General features: G+C 72.5%; 12 protein-coding genes and 4 pseudogenes. 6 read left to right on the top strand and 10 right to left on the bottom strand.

Translation table 11 applies throughout. The features are described 5' to 3' along the window. Nucleotides 1-307: 307 nt before the first annotated feature. Together nrdR and WKH84_RS20630 are read right to left on the bottom strand one after the other, a co-directional pair. On the bottom strand, nt 308-796 hold the full coding sequence (nrdR, locus tag WKH84_RS20635; protein ID WP_341854941.1) for a transcriptional regulator NrdR: 489 nt from the start codon (nt 794-796) through the stop codon (nt 308-310). Between the two features lie 28 nt (nt 797-824). Next, entirely contained in the window at nt 825-1220 is a 396-nt protein-coding gene (locus WKH84_RS20630; RefSeq protein WP_341854940.1) for a peptidoglycan-binding protein LysM, read from the bottom strand. A gap of 170 nt (nt 1221-1390) precedes the next feature. Here WKH84_RS20630 and lexA point away from each other — a divergent pair, with 170 nt between their 5' ends. Then, nucleotides 1391-2086, top strand: coding sequence for a transcriptional repressor LexA (gene lexA, locus WKH84_RS20625; RefSeq protein WP_341854939.1), 696 nt, complete (start codon nt 1391-1393; stop codon nt 2084-2086). Nucleotides 2087-2125: 39 nt separating this feature from the next. Here lexA and WKH84_RS20620 read toward each other — a convergent pair whose 3' ends face one another. The 4 genes and pseudogenes from WKH84_RS20620 to hflX form a co-directional block, all read right to left on the bottom strand. Then, nucleotides 2126-2662: a helicase C-terminal domain-containing protein gene (locus WKH84_RS20620; RefSeq protein ID WP_341854938.1), complete on the bottom strand. Its 537-nt coding sequence runs from the start codon at nt 2660-2662 to the stop codon at nt 2126-2128. After that, nucleotides 2569-3261: a hypothetical protein gene (locus WKH84_RS20615; RefSeq protein ID WP_341854937.1), complete on the bottom strand. Its 693-nt coding sequence runs from the start codon at nt 3259-3261 to the stop codon at nt 2569-2571. The genes WKH84_RS20620 and WKH84_RS20615 overlap by 94 nt, the downstream gene beginning before the upstream one ends. A gap of 196 nt (nt 3262-3457) precedes the next feature. After that, nucleotides 3458-4147 (bottom strand): DEAD/DEAH box helicase, encoded by a 690-nt coding sequence (locus tag WKH84_RS20610; RefSeq protein WP_341854936.1) that lies wholly within the window; start codon nt 4145-4147, stop codon nt 3458-3460. Nucleotides 4148-4293: 146 nt separating this feature from the next. Then, a pseudogene (gene hflX / locus WKH84_RS20605) lies at nt 4294-5852 on the bottom strand (GTPase HflX). Nucleotides 5853-6193: 341 nt separating this feature from the next. Here hflX and WKH84_RS20600 point away from each other — a divergent pair. Continuing rightward, a complete protein-coding gene (locus WKH84_RS20600) occupies nt 6194-6664 on the top strand; it encodes a methyltransferase (RefSeq protein WP_341854935.1) in 471 nt (156 codons plus the stop codon). A 43-nt stretch (nt 6665-6707) separates the two neighbouring features. On the opposite strand, the pseudogene dapF reads toward WKH84_RS20600, so the two are convergent. After that, a pseudogene (dapF, locus tag WKH84_RS20595) lies at nt 6708-7561 on the bottom strand (diaminopimelate epimerase). Continuing rightward, a pseudogene (gene miaA, locus WKH84_RS20590) lies at nt 7558-8553 on the bottom strand (tRNA (adenosine(37)-N6)-dimethylallyltransferase MiaA). The pseudogenes dapF and miaA overlap by 4 nt, the downstream one beginning before the upstream one ends. A gap of 209 nt (nt 8554-8762) precedes the next feature. Between miaA and WKH84_RS20585 the strand changes: the two are divergent. Further along, nucleotides 8763-9185, top strand: coding sequence for a YbjN domain-containing protein (locus WKH84_RS20585; RefSeq protein ID WP_341856993.1), 423 nt, complete (start codon nt 8763-8765; stop codon nt 9183-9185). Between the two features lie 109 nt (nt 9186-9294). Here the strand turns inward: WKH84_RS20585 and miaB are convergent. Continuing rightward, nucleotides 9295-10860, bottom strand: a pseudogene (miaB, locus tag WKH84_RS20580) (tRNA (N6-isopentenyl adenosine(37)-C2)-methylthiotransferase MiaB). A 161-nt stretch (nt 10861-11021) separates the two neighbouring features. Between miaB and WKH84_RS20575 the strand changes: the two are divergent. From WKH84_RS20575 to WKH84_RS20565, 3 genes are all read left to right on the top strand, one after another. Continuing rightward, on the top strand, nt 11022-12059 hold the full coding sequence (locus tag WKH84_RS20575; protein WP_341854934.1) for a TAXI family TRAP transporter solute-binding subunit: 1038 nt from the start codon (nt 11022-11024) through the stop codon (nt 12057-12059). 519 nt (nt 12060-12578) lie between these two features. Then, entirely contained in the window at nt 12579-13499 is a 921-nt protein-coding gene (locus tag WKH84_RS20570; protein ID WP_341854933.1) for a TRAP transporter fused permease subunit, read from the top strand. After that, nucleotides 13499-14101, top strand: a complete 603-nt coding sequence (locus WKH84_RS20565; RefSeq protein ID WP_341854932.1) for a TRAP transporter large permease subunit — start codon at nt 13499-13501, stop codon at nt 14099-14101. The genes WKH84_RS20570 and WKH84_RS20565 overlap by 1 nt, the downstream gene beginning before the upstream one ends. 240 nt (nt 14102-14341) lie before the next feature. Here WKH84_RS20565 and WKH84_RS20560 read toward each other — a convergent pair whose 3' ends face one another. Next, complete coding sequence (locus WKH84_RS20560) at nt 14342-14920, bottom strand: regulatory protein RecX (protein WP_341854931.1); 579 nt, start codon at nt 14918-14920, stop codon at nt 14342-14344. Nucleotides 14921-14922 lie beyond the last annotated feature (2 nt).

Raw genomic sequence — 14922 nt, 5'->3', positions numbered from 1 at the left:
AGCCGGCGGAGCTGATCGACGCGCACGGCGCGGGCGACCTCTACGTCGCCATGTCGCGCTCCACGCAAAGACCTCGGGGTGGTCCACGCCCGGGAGCTCCCGGCCGGCATGGCGGGCTGAGCCCTCCGCCGACGCCCCCGGGTCCTCAGGGTCCCGGGACGGCGATCGGCGGCCGTGGCTTCCCCTCCACGACCGCCGATCTGGTGTGCACCTGGTCGGTGCACGAGGAATATCTTAAGCACAGTCCGACCCCCTCTTGCACCATGTCCAGGAATGTCTCCGGATCCGCGCAGACGGCGGACGGCGCTCAGCCCGTCGCGCCGCCCCCGGTGGTTGCTCCCTGCACCTGGGAGCCCTCGGCGCGCGACCGCGCGATCGCGGCCTCGAAGTCGTCGAGGGAGTCGAAGTCCTGGTAGACGCTCGCGAAGCGCAGGTAGGCCACGAGGTCCAGCTCCTGGAGCGGCCGCAGGATCGACAGGCCCACCTGATGGGCGTCGATCTCCGCCTGCCCGCTGAGCCGGATGCTCTCCTCGACCCGCTGGGCGAGCAGGGCCAGCTGGTCGTCGCTGACCGGACGGCCCTGGCACGCCTTGCGGACGCCGGAGATGACCTTCGCCCGGCTGAAGGGCTCGCTCACTCCGGACCGCTTGAGGACCGACAGCGAGGCGGTCTCCGAGGTGGAGAAGCGGCGCGAGCGGCTGGGGCACTGACGGCGGCGCCGGATCGTCGCGCCGTCGTCGGACGTGCGCGAGTCGACGACGCGCGAATCGGGGTGGCGGCAGAACGGACAGTGCATCCGCTCAGGGTACCGGCACGACCCCCGCTCAGCGCGAGGCACCCTCCAGCACGGGCGGCTCGAGCCGCTGACCGGCCGTGATCCGGCCGGTGGGCAGGTGGTTGAGGCCGCGGACCTCGTCGACGAACTCGGCCTCGCCAACGCCCTCGGGGGCATGCTCGGCGACGTAGTCCCAGAGGGTGTCGCCCGCCTCGACCGTGATCACGGCGGGCTGGGCGGGCTCGGTGCCCGCGAGGGCGGCGGGGAGGTCGAGCGCGAGGAGGGCGATCGCGGCGACCGCGAGGCCGAGCAGGAAGGCGACGCCCGTGAGGAGGCGCCGGCCGCGGCGGGTCGGCTCGAGTCGAACACGCGGTCGAGCGACGGACTCGCAGGCCTGCTCGTCCTGCCGCGGGAAGGGAAGAACCGTGGCGGTGTGGGTACTCATCTCCGAACTCCTGTTCGATCGAATCTCTGTGCGACTGTAGCCCGCGCCGCTCGCGACACGCAAGAGGAACATCGAACACATGTTTGGCATCCCTCGCGTGCCGCCCTACGCTGGGCCACGAGGACAACGGAACCCGATGGGTCCGACAGACGACGCCAGGAGGCCGCACGATGACGCCGAGCACCCCCAAGCCGACCAGGGCCCGCGGCGATGCGCAGGCCGACGAGCGCACGGCCGGCCTGACGCGTCGCCAGCGCCTCGTGCTGGAGACGATCAGCGAGGCCGTCGCCGCGCGCGGCTACCCGCCGTCGATGCGCGAGATCGGCGATGCCGTGGGCCTGACCTCCTCGTCCTCCGTCGCCCACCAGCTGCAGACCCTCGAGCGCAAGGGCTTCCTGCGCCGTGACCCCAAGCGTCCGCGCGCGATGGAGGTCGTGATGCCTGAGGCCGACGACGTCCCCGCCCCGCCCGTGGAGATCGAGCCCGGCGGCGGCTCGGTGAACGTCCCGCTGGTGGGCCGGATCGCCGCCGGCATCCCGATCACCGCCGAGGAGCAGGTCGAGGACGTCTTCACCCTTCCCGAGCGCCTGGTCGGCGGCGGGGACCTCTTCCTGCTGCAGGTCGTCGGCGACTCGATGATCGACGCCGCGATCTGCGACGGGGACTGGGTGGTGGTCCGCTCGCAGAGCACCGCGGAGAAGGGCGAGATCGTCGCGGCGATGATCGACGGCGAGGCGACGGTGAAGACCTTCGTGCGGCGCGACGACCACGTGTGGCTGATGCCACACAACCCGGCCTTCGCCCCGATCCTCGGCGACCATGCCGAGATCCTCGGCAAGGTCGTCGCGGTCTTGCGCTCCGTCTGAGCTCCCGGGCTCGCGCTCCTCTGGAGCCCGCGGCGCGTTTCAGGAGCCCGCTGCGAGCCTCCGGAGCGCGCCGAGGGCGACCTCGGGGTCGACCGTCGGCCACAGCGGCGGCATCGACTCGCGCAGGAACGAGCCGTACCGTGCGGTCGACAGACGCGGATCGAGCACGGCGACCATCCCGCGATCCGTCTCTCGCCGGATCAGCCGCCCCGACCCCTGGGCCAGCAGCAGCGCGGCGTGCTGGCCGGCGACGGCCATGAAGCCGTTGCCGCCGTGCTGGGCGATCCGCTCCTGGCGGGCCGACATCAGCGGGTCGTCCGGTCGGGGGAACGGGATCCGGTCGATGGTGACCAGACGCAGCGAGCGGCCGGAGACGTCCACGCCCTGCCACAGCGTGAGCGTGCCGAAAAGGCTCGCGTCCTCGTCCTCGCGGAAGGTGCGCACGAGGTTCGCCATGGAGTCCTCGCCCTGCACCGCGACGGTCAGGTCCAGCCGTGCGCGGACGTGCTCGGCGGCGATCTCCGCGCCACGGCGCGAGGAGAACAGGCACAGCGCTCCCCCGCGCGAGGCCTCCACCAGCTCGGTGAGGTGATCCAGCATCGCGGGCGAGGGGCCGTCGCGGCCCGGCCGCGGGAGGTGGCGGGCGGTGTAGAGGATGCCCTGGCGCCGGTAGTCGAAGGGGCGCCCACGTCGATCCCCGCCCAGGCCCCGGAGTCCTCGGCGGCGGGGATCTCGTCCTCGGCGACCCGTCCCCGGCGGGCGAGGCCCACCTCCCCGGCGGCCGGCTCGAAGCGACCGCCGAGAGCGAGCGTCGCGGAGGTCAGCACCGCGGTGCGGTCCTCGAGGATCGCACCGCGCATCGCCGCGGCCACGCTCAGCGGCGCGACCTGCAGCGAGGCGCGGCCGGTCGCCTGCCCGCGGGAGACGGAGACGACGTCGTCCTCGCCCGGGTCGCTCAGGCGCTCGCACACGTCGATGATCTCCTGCAGGTTCGCCCGCACCGTCTTCCGCGCCCCGGCGGAGGAGTCGTCGCCGGCGTCCCTCGCGTCCGAGTGGGCGGTGCGCGCCTCGACGCGGACGTGGCCGACGGCATCGGCGAGCTGATCGGGCAGGTCGCCGAGCACGCGCCCGTCGGGGGCGAGCTCGAGCGCGGCGCGCGCTCTCCTCCCCCGCATCGTCCAGCGCGGTCGCCGCGACGCCGAGACCGCGCAGGTCCCGCACCGCGCCGCGCGATGCCGGGGTTGAGGACCTCGGTGACGGCGCTGGTGACCCGGGCGGTGAGGTCATGGGCCTCGTCGAAGACGACGACGTCGTGCTCGGGGATGATGCCGTGGCGGTCGAAGGAGTCGATCGCGAGCGCCGCATGGTTCGTCACGACCACGTCCACCTCGCGCGCGACCTCGCGGCGCGCTCGGCGAAGCAGTCCTGGATCATCGGGCAGGAGGTGCCGATGCACTGGTTCCCGGTGACGGACACCTGACGCCAGGCACGGTCCGAGACGGCGTCCTCGAGCGAGTCCCGATCCCCGGTATCGGTCTCCTCCGCCCACTCCCGCAGACGCTTGACCTGGGTCCCGAGCTTCTCGCCGCCGGTGCGGGAGGGGTCCGAGGACGCCTCGGAGAACAGAGCGCCGGGCTCGATGTCGACCGGATAGCCGCCGGCGATCTTGTGCTTGCACAGGTAGTTCGCGCGCCCCTTGAGCGGCGCGAAGGTCGGGGTGCGCGGCAGATGCGGGGCGAGCGCCTCGGCGAGCCGCGGCAGGTCCTTGCGCACGATCTGGGTCTGCGGCGCGATCGTCGCCGTGGAGATGACCACGGGGCGCCCGGTGACGAGCGCGTGCCGCATCGCGGGCACCAGATATCCCAGCGACTTGCCGGTGCCGGTGCCCGCCTGGACCAGGAGGTGCCGGCCGCCGGACATCGCCAGGTCGACCGCCTCCGCCATCGTCTGCTGGCCGGGGCGGGGTGAGCCCCCGACGGCGGAGACCGCGGCATCCATCAGGTCCGACAGCGGGACGTCGGCCGCCGCCGGGGCGACGGGATGCTCGGGTGCGGTGGTCATCGGATCAGCGTATCCGCGCGGGCACCGGGACCCGCCGAGGCGCACCCCGGTGTGCCCGATCTCCCGATGCCCGGGGCCTCGGGATCCCCGGGGCACCCGCGGCACCGGATCGTCGGGGCTCCGGGGACATCCGTCCCACCGCGGCCTCAGGACGAGGTGCGCATCTCCGCGGCGAGGGTCTCGTCCACGAGGGCGTGTACGCGGGTGCCCTCCATGAGGTGCTCCTCGGCAAGGACCTCCCCGGTGGTGTGTGCTCGGGAGACGAGGTCGCCGCGGGAGTACGGCACGACCAGGTCGACCTCGACCGCAGGGCGGGGCAGACGCTCGGCGATCAGCTCGCGCGGCTCCTCGATCCCCTCCCCCGTGCGGGCGGAGACCACGGCGCTGACCTCGACCTGGGCGCGCAGGCGCGCGATGGTCTCGGGCGCGGCGAGATCGGCCTTGTTCAGCACGACGATCTCGGGGACGTCGAAGCCCTCGATCTCGCCGAGCACGGTGCGGACCGCGGTGACCTGCCCCTCGGGGTCGGGATGGGAGGCGTCCACGACGTGCAGGAGCAGGTCCGAGTCGCCCACCTCCTCGAGCGTCGAGCGGAACGCCTCGACCAGGCGCGTGGGCAGGTGGCGCACGAAGCCGACGGTGTCGGCGAAGGTGAACTCGCGCCCGTCCGGGGTGGTGGCGCGGCGGACGGTCGGGTCCAGGGTCGCGAACAGCGCGTTCTCGACCAGCGCCCCGGCGCCGGTGAGCCGGTTCAGCAGGGAGGACTTGCCGGCGTTGGTGTAGCCGGCGATCGCGACGGCCGGCACCTGGTGGCGGCGGCGGTCGGCGCGGCGCGCCTCGCGTCCGGGGGCCATGAGCCGGATCTCGCGGCGCGGCTTCGCCATCCGGTCTCGGATGCGACGGCGGTCCAGCTCGATCTTCGTCTCGCCCGGGCCGCGAGAGCCCATGCCGGCGCCGGCGCCGCCCACCTGGCCGCCGGCCTGACGGGACATGGACTCGCCCCAGCCGCGCAGACGCGGCAGGAGGTACTCGAGCTGGGCGAGCTCGACCTGGGCCTTGCCCTCCCGGGACTTCGCGTGCTGGGCGAAGATGTCCAGGATCAGGGCGGTGCGGTCGATGACCTTGACCTTGACGATGTCCTCGAGGGCGCGGCGCTGGCCGGGAGCGAGCTCGCCGTCGGCGATCACGGTGTCCGCCCCGGACTCGGCGACGATGTCGGCGAGCTCGGCGGCCTTGCCCTTGCCGAGGAAGGTCGCGGGGTCGGGGTGGGCACGGCGCTGGAGGATCCCGTCGAGCACCTCGGAGCCGGCGGTCTCGGCGAGCGCGGCGAGCTCGCGCAGGCTCGTCTCGGCCTCGTCGGAGTTGCCGGAGGTGTACAGACCCGCGAGGACCACGCGCTCCAGACGCGGCTGGCGGTACTCGACCTCGGAGACGTCCTCGAGCTCGGTGGAGAGCCCGGCGACGCGGCGCGCGCCTGGCGGTCGGCGAGGTCGTACTGCTCGCCGTCGGCCTCCGAGGAGAAGGTGGTGCCCTGGACGGAGGCGTCGCCGCGGGAGAGGATCCGCTCGGTGAGCGGGTCGCGACGGGGACCGACGGGCGCGGGGTCCTCCGCTGCGGGAGAGTGCTCGACGGCCCCGGTCCTTCCCGTGCTGGTCCCGTCGACGTCGCGGTCGGAATCGGGTTCGGGATGGAAGGCGATGGGCACGATCGGGGCACTCCTCTGGGTCGGGTGAAGCGGTCGTCCCAGAATCCCACGTCCTCTCGTCCGGGTCGAGGGATTTTGCGCTGGGCGGAGCCGGATCACGGTCGGATCACGCCCCGAACGCGGGGGACGGCCAGGATCAGGGCACGGGCCGCTCCGTGCGTCGCCGTGAGGGGCCGGGGCTCCGTATCCTGCGGGGGTGGACGAGCACTACTTCACCGCGAACCCCTCCGCCCCGGACCGTCGATTCCCGCCGCCTGTGCGTCTGGCCGGGCGGGACCTGGACCTCGTCTCCTCCTCCGCCGTGTTCAGCGGGCACGGGCTCGACAAGGCGACGGCGGTGCTTGCTGGACCGCCTCGACGAGGTCGCGGAGCCCCCGGAGGGCGGCACGCTCGTGGACCTCGGGTGCGGATGGGGGCCGATCGCCCTGACGGCGGCGGCGCGGCATCCCGGGGTCGAGGTGTGGGCGGTGGACGTCAGCGAGCGCGCCCGCGAGCTGACCGCCGAGAACGCTCGTCGTGCGGGCGTGGAGAACCTGCGGGTTCTCGCGCCGGAGGAGATCCCCGGGGATCTCGCCGTGGACACCCTGTGGTCGAATCCGCCGATCCGCATCGGGAAGCCGGCGCCGCACGAGCTCCTGCGCGAGTGGACGGCGCGTCTGCGGCCGACGGGCACCGCCGCGCTGGTGGTGGGGAAGAACCTCGGCGCCGACCCGCTCGCGCGCTGGCTCGGCGAGCCGCTGCCCGCGCGGGAGGTCGGCAAGGCGGCGAGCGCGAAGGGCTTCCGGGTGCTGGAGATCGGTCCCGAGAGCTGACGGGGCGGCGGCGCTCGCTCCCGCTCCGCCGGCGCTCAGGCGTTCAGGCGCTCAGCAGGGTCGTCCCGTCGGCGACCAGCTGGGCGGGGCCGCTGAGCGTGACCTCCCCGTCCTCGGTCCAGCCCACCTCGAGCCGCCCGCCGGGCACGTCCACCGTCCACGGCGTGCGGGACTCGTCCGCGGCGCGCGCCGCCGCGGCGACCGCGACGGCGGCGACGCCGGTGCCGCAGGACCGGGTCTCCCCACCCCGCGCTCGTGGACGCGCATCGCGACGTGGTGCGGACCGCGCTCGCTGACCAGCTCGATGTTCGCCCCGTCCACCGGCTCCGGGTCCAGGGCGGGTCGGCGTGAGAGGTCGAGGCCGTCGAGGTCCACGTCCGCGGGCAGGAAGGCGACGGCGTGAGGATTGCCCATGTCGACGTCGGTCACGTCCAGGCGCGACTCGGCGATCTCGACCGTGCGGGCCTCGGGGACCGTGCGGGAGGCGCCCATGCCGACGCGGACCTGCCAGGGCGCACCGGGGCCCGTCGACCGTTCGAGGATCTCGACGCCGCGCACACCGGCGCGGGTGAGGATCGTGAAGCGGTCCTCGCCGACGTGCCCGGCCCGCTGGAGGTGCGCGGCCAGGACGCGGACCCCGTTGCCGCACATCTCCGCGATCGAGCCGTCGGCGTTGCGGTAGTCCATGAACCATTCGGGGGCGTCGTCAGGGGCATCGATCCCGGCGACGCGGGAGCGGACGGCGCGGATCACGCCGTCGCCGCCGATCCCGGCACGGCGGTCGGCGAGCGCGGCGACGCGGGCGGCGTCCAGCTCGAGCCGGCCGTCGGGGTCGTCGAGGATCACGAAGTCGTTCTCGGTGCCGTGGCCCTTGGTGAAGGCGAGGGGTGCGCTCATGGCGGAAGCCTACGGCCGGGACCCGTCGGCCGCTGTGTCCTGCGCCTCGAGGACGGCGAGCGCTCGCGTGAGGAGGGGGTGCCGTCCGCGTCCTCGTCCGCGTCGAGCCAGTGCACCCGCGCATCGCGGCGGAACCAGGTGTCCTGCTTGCGGACCAGCCGGCGGGTGCCGGTGACCGTGTCCTGGATCGCCTGGGCGCAGTCGAGGGCGCCGTCGAGCACGGCCAGGCCCTGCTCGTAGCCGATCGCGCGGCGTGCGGTGAGGCCGCGGTCGAGCCCCTGCTCCCGCGGCGCGCGGATCTCCTCGAGCAGTCCGCCCTCGATCATGCGGTCCACGCGCACGGCGATCCGTTCGTGGAGCAGGGCGCGGTCGCGGCGCGACCTCGATCTGCACGGTGGAGGCGTCGGCGTACAGGGGGCGGGGCAGGAAGGCGGTGAAGGGTCGCCCGGTGAGGGCGCCGACCTCGAGGGCGCGCACGATCCGGCGTGCGTCGCGGGGGCCGATGATCCCTGCGGCCTCGGGGTCGCTCGCGGCGAGCTCGCGGTGCGCGCCTCCGTCCCCTCCTGCGCGATGCGCCGCTCGAGGCGCTCGCGCAGGGCGGCGTCGGTGGGCGGGAACTCGATGTCGTCGAGCACGGCGCGCACGTACAGCCCGGAGCCGCCGACCAGGATCGGGGTCCTGCGCCGGGACCGGATCGCGGCGATCGCCTCACGCGCGTCGCGCTGATAGGCGGAGACGCTGGCCTCCTCGGTGACCTCGAGGACGTCCAGCAGGTGATGAGGCACCCCGGCGCGCTCGTCGGGGGTGACCTTCGCGGTGCCGATGTCCATGCCGCGGTACAGCTGGAGGGCGTCGGCGTTGATCACCTCGCCGTCGAGCTGACGGGCCAGGGCGATCGCGAGGTCCGACTTGCCCGTCGCGGTCGCGCCCACCACGGCGATCAGCGGCGTGTCCGCCGAGGCGGGGGCGGGGTCCTGCGCGCTGTGCTCCACAGCCCGCACTGTAGTCGTGTGGGAGGTGTCACCGGGCTCCGCGGGGCACGGGCCCTGCCCGGTTCCCCGGTGGAGGGAGTAGGGTGATCGGCGATCCTGGCACGGACACGCCTGCCAGGCCCTACGTCCAACGCCCGAGGTGGGAAGTGACTGCACCGAACGAGTCCCCTGTCAGGACGGACTCGGCCACTGGTCTGGCCCCTGTGAGCATGGCGAGGCTCGAGGAGAGCCTCACGCGCCATGGCTATGCCTTCGTCGAGGACGACGAGCACGCGGAGATCGTCCGCGCGCGCTTCGACGACTACCGCTTCCAGTTCATGCTCACCGGAGAGGGCCTCGGCGTCTCGCAGACCCGCGGCCGCTGGAGCCATTCGGTGGACGTCTCGCGCAAGGTCGAGATGATCAAGCTCTGCAACGAGTGGAACATGAACCGCATCTGGCCGAAGGTCTACGTGCGCCGCGAGTCCGAGGGTCTCCTCGGCGTGTACGGCGAGCTGGCCGCGGACTTCCGCGCCGGCGCCCTCGACTCCCAGATCGACAGCGCGATCAAGTGCGGGCTCAGCACCGTGATCGCCTTCTTCCACAGCCTGGAGGAGCGTCTCGGCGCCGAGCTCGACGACCTCGACACCTGATCCCCGCCTCCGGCGGACCACGGGCCGGGGCCCTTGCGAGCGATCGCGAGGGCCCCGGCTCGTCCCTGTGCGGAGGGTGCGGCCGACGACGGGACCTCGCGCCGACGGCTCAGCGGCGGCGCAGGCTCGGCATCCCGAGGGTGACTGGGCCGGCCGGTGCCGCTCCCTCGTGGCCGGTGCCGCAGGAGCCGCCTGCGTCCAGTCCCTGCACGCCCGCCTCCCAGGCATCGCCGGATCGGGTGCGGCGCACCGAGAAGCGCGGATCCCCCGCGCGCAGGGGCGTGCCCGCCTCGAGAGCGCTGTCGGCGATGAGGTAGTGCGGCGCGGCATGGGTGACCGTCGCGGTGACGAGGTCGCCGGGCCGCGGCCGCGCGCCTCGGGCAGGTCGGTGGGCACGGAGAAGTGCACCAGGCGGTGGTCGCGGGCGCGGCCGGAGAGCCGGCGAGTCTCGGCGTCGCGGTCCCCTCCCCCCTCGGCGACGAGGATCTCCACGCCGCGCCCCTCCTGGGCCAGGTTCTCCTCGTGCGCGATGCGGTCCTGGAGGGCGACGAGCCGCTCGAAGCGCTCCTGGACGACCTCCTTGGGGATCTGGTCCTCCATGGTCGCGGCGGGGGTGCCGGGGCGGATGGAGTACTGGAAGGTGAAGGCGCTGGAGAAGCGGGAGGCCTCGACCACCTCGAGGGTGCGCTGGAAGTCGTCCTCGGTCTCGCCGGGGAAGCCGACGATGATGTCGGTGGTGATCGCGGCCTCGGGGATCCGCTCCCGGACGCGGTCGAGGATGCCGAGGAACTTCTTGGAGCGGTAGGAGCGCTTCATCCGGCGCGACACGTCGTCGGAGCCGGACTGCAGCGGCATGTGCGGCTGGGGCATGACGTTGTCCGTCTCGGCCATCGCGTCGATGACGTCGTCGGTGAACATCGCCGGGTGCGGGGAGGTGAAGCGCACCCGCTCGAGCCCCTCGACGTCGCCGCAGGCGCGCAGCGACTTCGCGAAGGCGCCGCGGTCCCCGAACTCCACGCCGTAGGAGTTCACGTTCTGGCCCAGCAGGGTCACCTCGATCGCGCCGGAGTCGACCGCGTCGCGCACCTCGGCGAGGACGTCGCCGGGCCGGCGGTCCTTCTCCTTGCCGCGCAGGGAGGGGACGATGCAGAAGGTGCAGGTGTTGTTGCAGCCCACGGAGATCGACACCCACGCCGCGTAGGCGGACTCGCGCCGCGTGGGCGGCGTGGAGGGGAAGACGTCCAGGGACTCGAGGATCTCGACCTGGGCCTCCGCATTGTGGCGGGCGCGATCCAGCGAGCACCGGCGCCGAGCCGATGTTGTGGGTGCCGAAGACGACGTCGACCCACGGGGCGCGCTCGACGATCGCGGCGCGGTCCTTCTGCGCCAGGCGACCGCCGACGGCGATCTGCATGCCCGGGTTCGCGTCCTTGCCGGGGCGGAGCCCTCCGAGAGTGCCGTACAGCTTGTTGTCCGCGTTCTCCCGCACCGCGCAGGTGTTGAACACGATCACGTCGACCTCGCCGCGGCGCGGGTCCGCTCCCGAAGGGGCGGCGCTGTAGCCGGAGTCCTCGAGCATGCCGGTGAGGCGCTCGGAGTCGTGCACGTTCATCTGGCGACCGAAGGTGCGCACCTGGTAGGTGCCGCGCCGCGGGGCGGGAGCGGTGAGAGGCATAGTGGTCCCAGGGTACGGCGCTCGGGGCGGGCGGGCCCTCAGGTCACAGGGCGGAAACGATCGCCGTGAAGTGACCGTCCCCACTCCGGATCCGCCTAAGGTGATCATGACCTGCGGGGAAGCCGACGAGACACAGCTGTCCGCCCGGTGCTCGTTCCCCGGTGACGACCTTGACGAGGAGTAGACATGCGAATGCGACGACGCGCTTTGCCGCCCTGGGCGCTTCGATCCTGGGAGCCGGTGTGCTCGCCGCCTGCGGCGACGACGGCGGGAGCGGCGGGGGCGAGGGCGGTGCACCCGCAGAGGGCGGCGAGGGCGACTTCGTCACCGACCTGACCTTCGGCACCGGCGGCACCGCCGGCGTGTACTACCCGCTCGGGGGCGAGTACGCGAGCATCTACCAGGACAACATCGAGGGCATCACCGTCAACTACACAGACTCCGGCGCCTCGGTGGAGAACATCGGGATGATCTTCCAGCAGGAGTGGCGGCTCGGGATCGCGCAGTCCGACACCGCGAACGCCGCGGTCACCGGCTCCGCCGACTTCGAGGGGGCGCAGGTCGACAACCTCGGCTGGATCGCCGCGCTCTATCCGGAGGCCGCGCACATGGTGACGCTGACCGAGGCCGGTTTCACGTCCGTGGCGGACCTCAAGGGCAAGCGCATCGCCGTGGGCGACGTCGGCTCGGGCACCCGTGCGGTCTCCGACGCGATCCTGGCCGCCTATGGGATCGCCGAGGGCGACTACGAGCCCTTCGAGCAGGACTTCTCCAGCTCGCTGGATCTCCTGCGCGACGGCAACATCGACGCCTCGATCTTCGTGGTGGGCACCCCGACCGGCTCGCTCGGCGACCTCTCCGCCACCAACGACGTCACGCTGCTCTCGCTCGAGGAGGACACGGCGCAGGAGATCGCCGACGGCTCCCTGTACGAGGTCTACACGATCGAGCCCGGCGCCTACGAGTTCGTCACCGAGCCGCTGACCACGCTGTCCGTCGCCGCGGCCCTGGTCGCGTCGACCACGCAGGTCAGCCCCGAGGTGGCCTACGAGATCACGGCGGCGACCTTCGAGTTCGCCGATCAGATCACTCTCCCGCAGAGCGAACTGATCACACACGACTACGCCCTGTTCGGCCAGGGGGACGTCCCCTTCCACCCCGGCGCCGAGAAGTACTACCAGGAGCAGGGGCTCCTCTGAGATGAGCACTGCCGACACGCCGTCCGCTCCTCGGCGCGAGGACTCCGCGCTCGACGCACCGCTCGATGCGGAGTCCGTGAAGGAGGCCGAGGAGCAGACGGAGGCGGCTGCTGAGGGAGCACGACAGCGCGAGCCGCTTTCGCACCGGGCTCGGGGCCTGGGTGTGGATCGTGGGCGGTCTCTCGATCGCGCTGACGCTGTTCCACCTCTACACCGGGGTCTTCGGATCGCGCCCCTCCCTCATCCAGGGCGCGATTCACCTCGGCGGCGCGACCTCCATCATCTTCCTGCTCTACCCGATCAACAGGCGTGTGAGCCTGACCGACGGGGTGCCCTGGTACGACGCCGTCCTGGCGATCCTCTCCCTCGGCGCGAACCTGTACATCGTCATCGAGTACCGGCACCTGACCAGCAACCTGGTGCAGATCATGGGGTTCCGGGAGGTCGACTACATCGTCGCCGCCCTGGGGATCCTGCTGGTCCTGGAGGCCACGAGACGCGCGTGGGGGGTCGCCGATCGTGATCATCGCGTCCCTCGCGATCGCGTATTCGATCTTCGTGTACGGGATGAGCTGGCAGAACTACGCGGTCGGCACGTTCTTCACGGCGCGCTCGGGCGTGTTCGGCACCCCGATCCAGGTCTCCTCGACCTTCATCTTCCTGTTCCTGCTGTTCGCGGTGGTGCTGATCCGCACGAACATCGGCGCCTTCTTCAACGACCTCGCGTTCCGCGTCGCGGGGCGCTTCACCGGCGGTCCGGCCAAGGCCGCGGTCGCCGCCAGCGGTCTGCAGGGCATGATCTCCGGATCCTCGGTCGCCAACACGGTGGCCTCGGGGTCCTTCACGATCCCGATCATGAAGAAGGCCGGGTTCAAGCCGCACGTCGCCGGGGCCACCGAGGCCACCGCGTCCACCGGAGGCCAGTTCATGCCGCCGATCATGGGCGCGGCCGCGTTCATCATGGCGGAGTACACCGGCGTGCCCTATGCGGAGATCATCGTCATCGCGATCATCCCCGCGCCGCTGTACTTCCTCGGCGTCATGCTCTCTGTCCACTTCGATGCCAAGCGCAACGGGCTCGGCGGTCTGCCCGCGTCGATGCTCCCGTCCTGGAAGTCGCTTGCGAAACGGGCGGACCTGATCATTCCGCTGGTGATCATCGTGTGGATGATGCTGGACGGCTTCTCCCCGGCCCGTGCGGCGCTGTGGGGCATCGGCGCGGCCTTCGTGCTGAGTTTCCTGAGGAAGTCGACCAGGCTGGGCTTCGTCGGGATCGTGAAGATGCTGGAGGCGGGCGCTCGCACTGCACTGCCGGTGATCGCCGCCTGCGCCACGGCGGGAATCGTCGCCGGCACCGTGACCAGCACGGGGCTGGGCGACCGCCTCGGCGGTTCGATCATCGACATCGCCCAGGGCGACTTCCTGCTGGTCTTGCGCTGATGACGATGATCGTCTGCGTGATCCTGGGCATGGGTCTGCCGACGACGGCGAACTACGTGGTCACCGCGACCATCGCGGCGCCGATCCTGATCAACAACTTCGAGGTGCCGGTGATCGCGGCGCACATGTTCGTGTTCTTCTTCGGCATCCTCGCCGACATCACTCCGCCGGTGTGCCTCGCGGCCTATGCCGGTGCAGGGATCGCAGGTGCGAATCCGATGAAGACCGGGGTCACGGCGGTCAAGCTGGCGATCGCGGCGTTCCTGATCCCCTTCGTGTTCGTCCTGGAGCCGTCCCTCTTGCTCCAGGGAACGATCGCCGAGCTGGTCCCGGCGCTGGCCACCCTGGTCCTGGGGATGATGGTGATCGCGGCCGGGCTCGCGGGGTACTTCTTCGGGCGGACCAGCGCCCTGGAGCGGGCTCTGCTCCTCATCGGCGGCGTGCTGATGGTCTATCCGCACGTGGTCGTCTCCGTGGCGGGCCTCGTGCTCGCGGTGATCGCCGTGGTCCTGCGGCTCATCAGGCGCCGCGGATCCCGCGGTGACAGCCCCTCGGTGGCTGATCGGGAGGACGCCTCCGACGGGGCGGCCTCGACGGGCTGAGACGGGCTGATCCGGGCCCACGTCCTGCGCGGCGGCGCGCCGTGCGGCGCCCGCCTGCTCAGGCGGCGGGGTCCTCGGCCGCGGCGCGCGGCTCGCCCGCGATCACGTGGACGGCGAGGTCGCCGGGGTAGCCCTTGCGGGTCAGGAGCGCGTCGAGTCGGCGCGAGAGCCTCCGGCGGTGGTCGCCGTCGCGCTCCTCGCGCGACCGTTCCCGGTCGCGGTGGTCGAGGCGGGAGCGGATCAGCTCGCGGCGGCCCGCTCTTCGTCGCTCTGCCCGTCCGCGAGAGCGGCCTCGATCAGCTCGGCGTCGACGCGCCGGGCCCCGAGCTCGCGGCGCGGCGCCTCGTCGCCGAGGGCGCGCAGGGAGCGGCGCTGCTGGACCCACTCGCGGGCGAAGGCGGCGTCGTCGATCAGGTCGGCGCGGGCGATGCGGGCCATCGTCTCGTGGGCGATGTCCGCGGGGACCTCCCGCTCGGCGAGCCGCTGACGCATCTCCCCCTCGGAGCGACGCCGCGTGGACAGCAGGCGCATCAGGTACCGGCACTCGTGCACGACCTGCTTCTCCCGCGCGCGCTCCTCCTCGCTCTGTTCGACACGCGGCCGCTCGAGGATCTCCCGGGTGCGGGTGGCGAGCTGCTCGGTCACCTGCTGCGCGGGGCTCGTGCGCCGGGCAGGGGCCGCCCCTGGGGAGCTCTGCCGCGGGGAGGCGGTCGCGGACCGGTCCGCGTGCGGTGCTGTGTCCGGGGGCCGCGCAGGGACGTCGTCGGCGCCGACGACCTGCTGGTCGCCGGCGCCGCCGGGGTGGTGCCCAGGAGTCATCG

The sequence above is a fragment of the Brachybacterium sp. GPGPB12 genome (assembly GCF_038396325.1).
GTDB lineage: Bacteria > Actinomycetota > Actinomycetes > Actinomycetales > Dermabacteraceae > Brachybacterium > Brachybacterium conglomeratum.
The sequence above is the reverse complement of the archived record's forward strand: the minus strand, read 5'-3'. Positions and strand labels throughout refer to the sequence as shown.

Bases quoted from the DNA above. Each gene is read 5' to 3' on its own strand.
- WKH84_RS20585 (WP_341856993.1), top strand. From the start codon at position 8,763: ATGGCGAGGCTCGAGGAGAGCCTCACGCGCCATGGCTATGCCTTCGTC.
- WKH84_RS20615 (WP_341854937.1), bottom strand. From the start codon at position 3,261: ATGCGGGGGAGGAGAGCGCGCGCCGCGCTCGAGCTCGCCCCCGACGGG.
- WKH84_RS20630 (WP_341854940.1), bottom strand. From the start codon at position 1,220: ATGAGTACCCACACCGCCACGGTTCTTCCCTTCCCGCGGCAGGACGAG.
- WKH84_RS20610 (WP_341854936.1), bottom strand. From the start codon at position 4,147: ATGACCACCGCACCCGAGCATCCCGTCGCCCCGGCGGCGGCCGACGTC.
- WKH84_RS20565 (WP_341854932.1), top strand. From the start codon at position 13,499: ATGACGATGATCGTCTGCGTGATCCTGGGCATGGGTCTGCCGACGACG.
- WKH84_RS20560 (WP_341854931.1), bottom strand. From the start codon at position 14,920: ATGACTCCTGGGCACCACCCCGGCGGCGCCGGCGACCAGCAGGTCGTC.
- nrdR (WP_341854941.1), bottom strand. From the start codon at position 796: ATGCACTGTCCGTTCTGCCGCCACCCCGATTCGCGCGTCGTCGACTCG.
- lexA (WP_341854939.1), top strand. From the start codon at position 1,391: ATGACGCCGAGCACCCCCAAGCCGACCAGGGCCCGCGGCGATGCGCAG.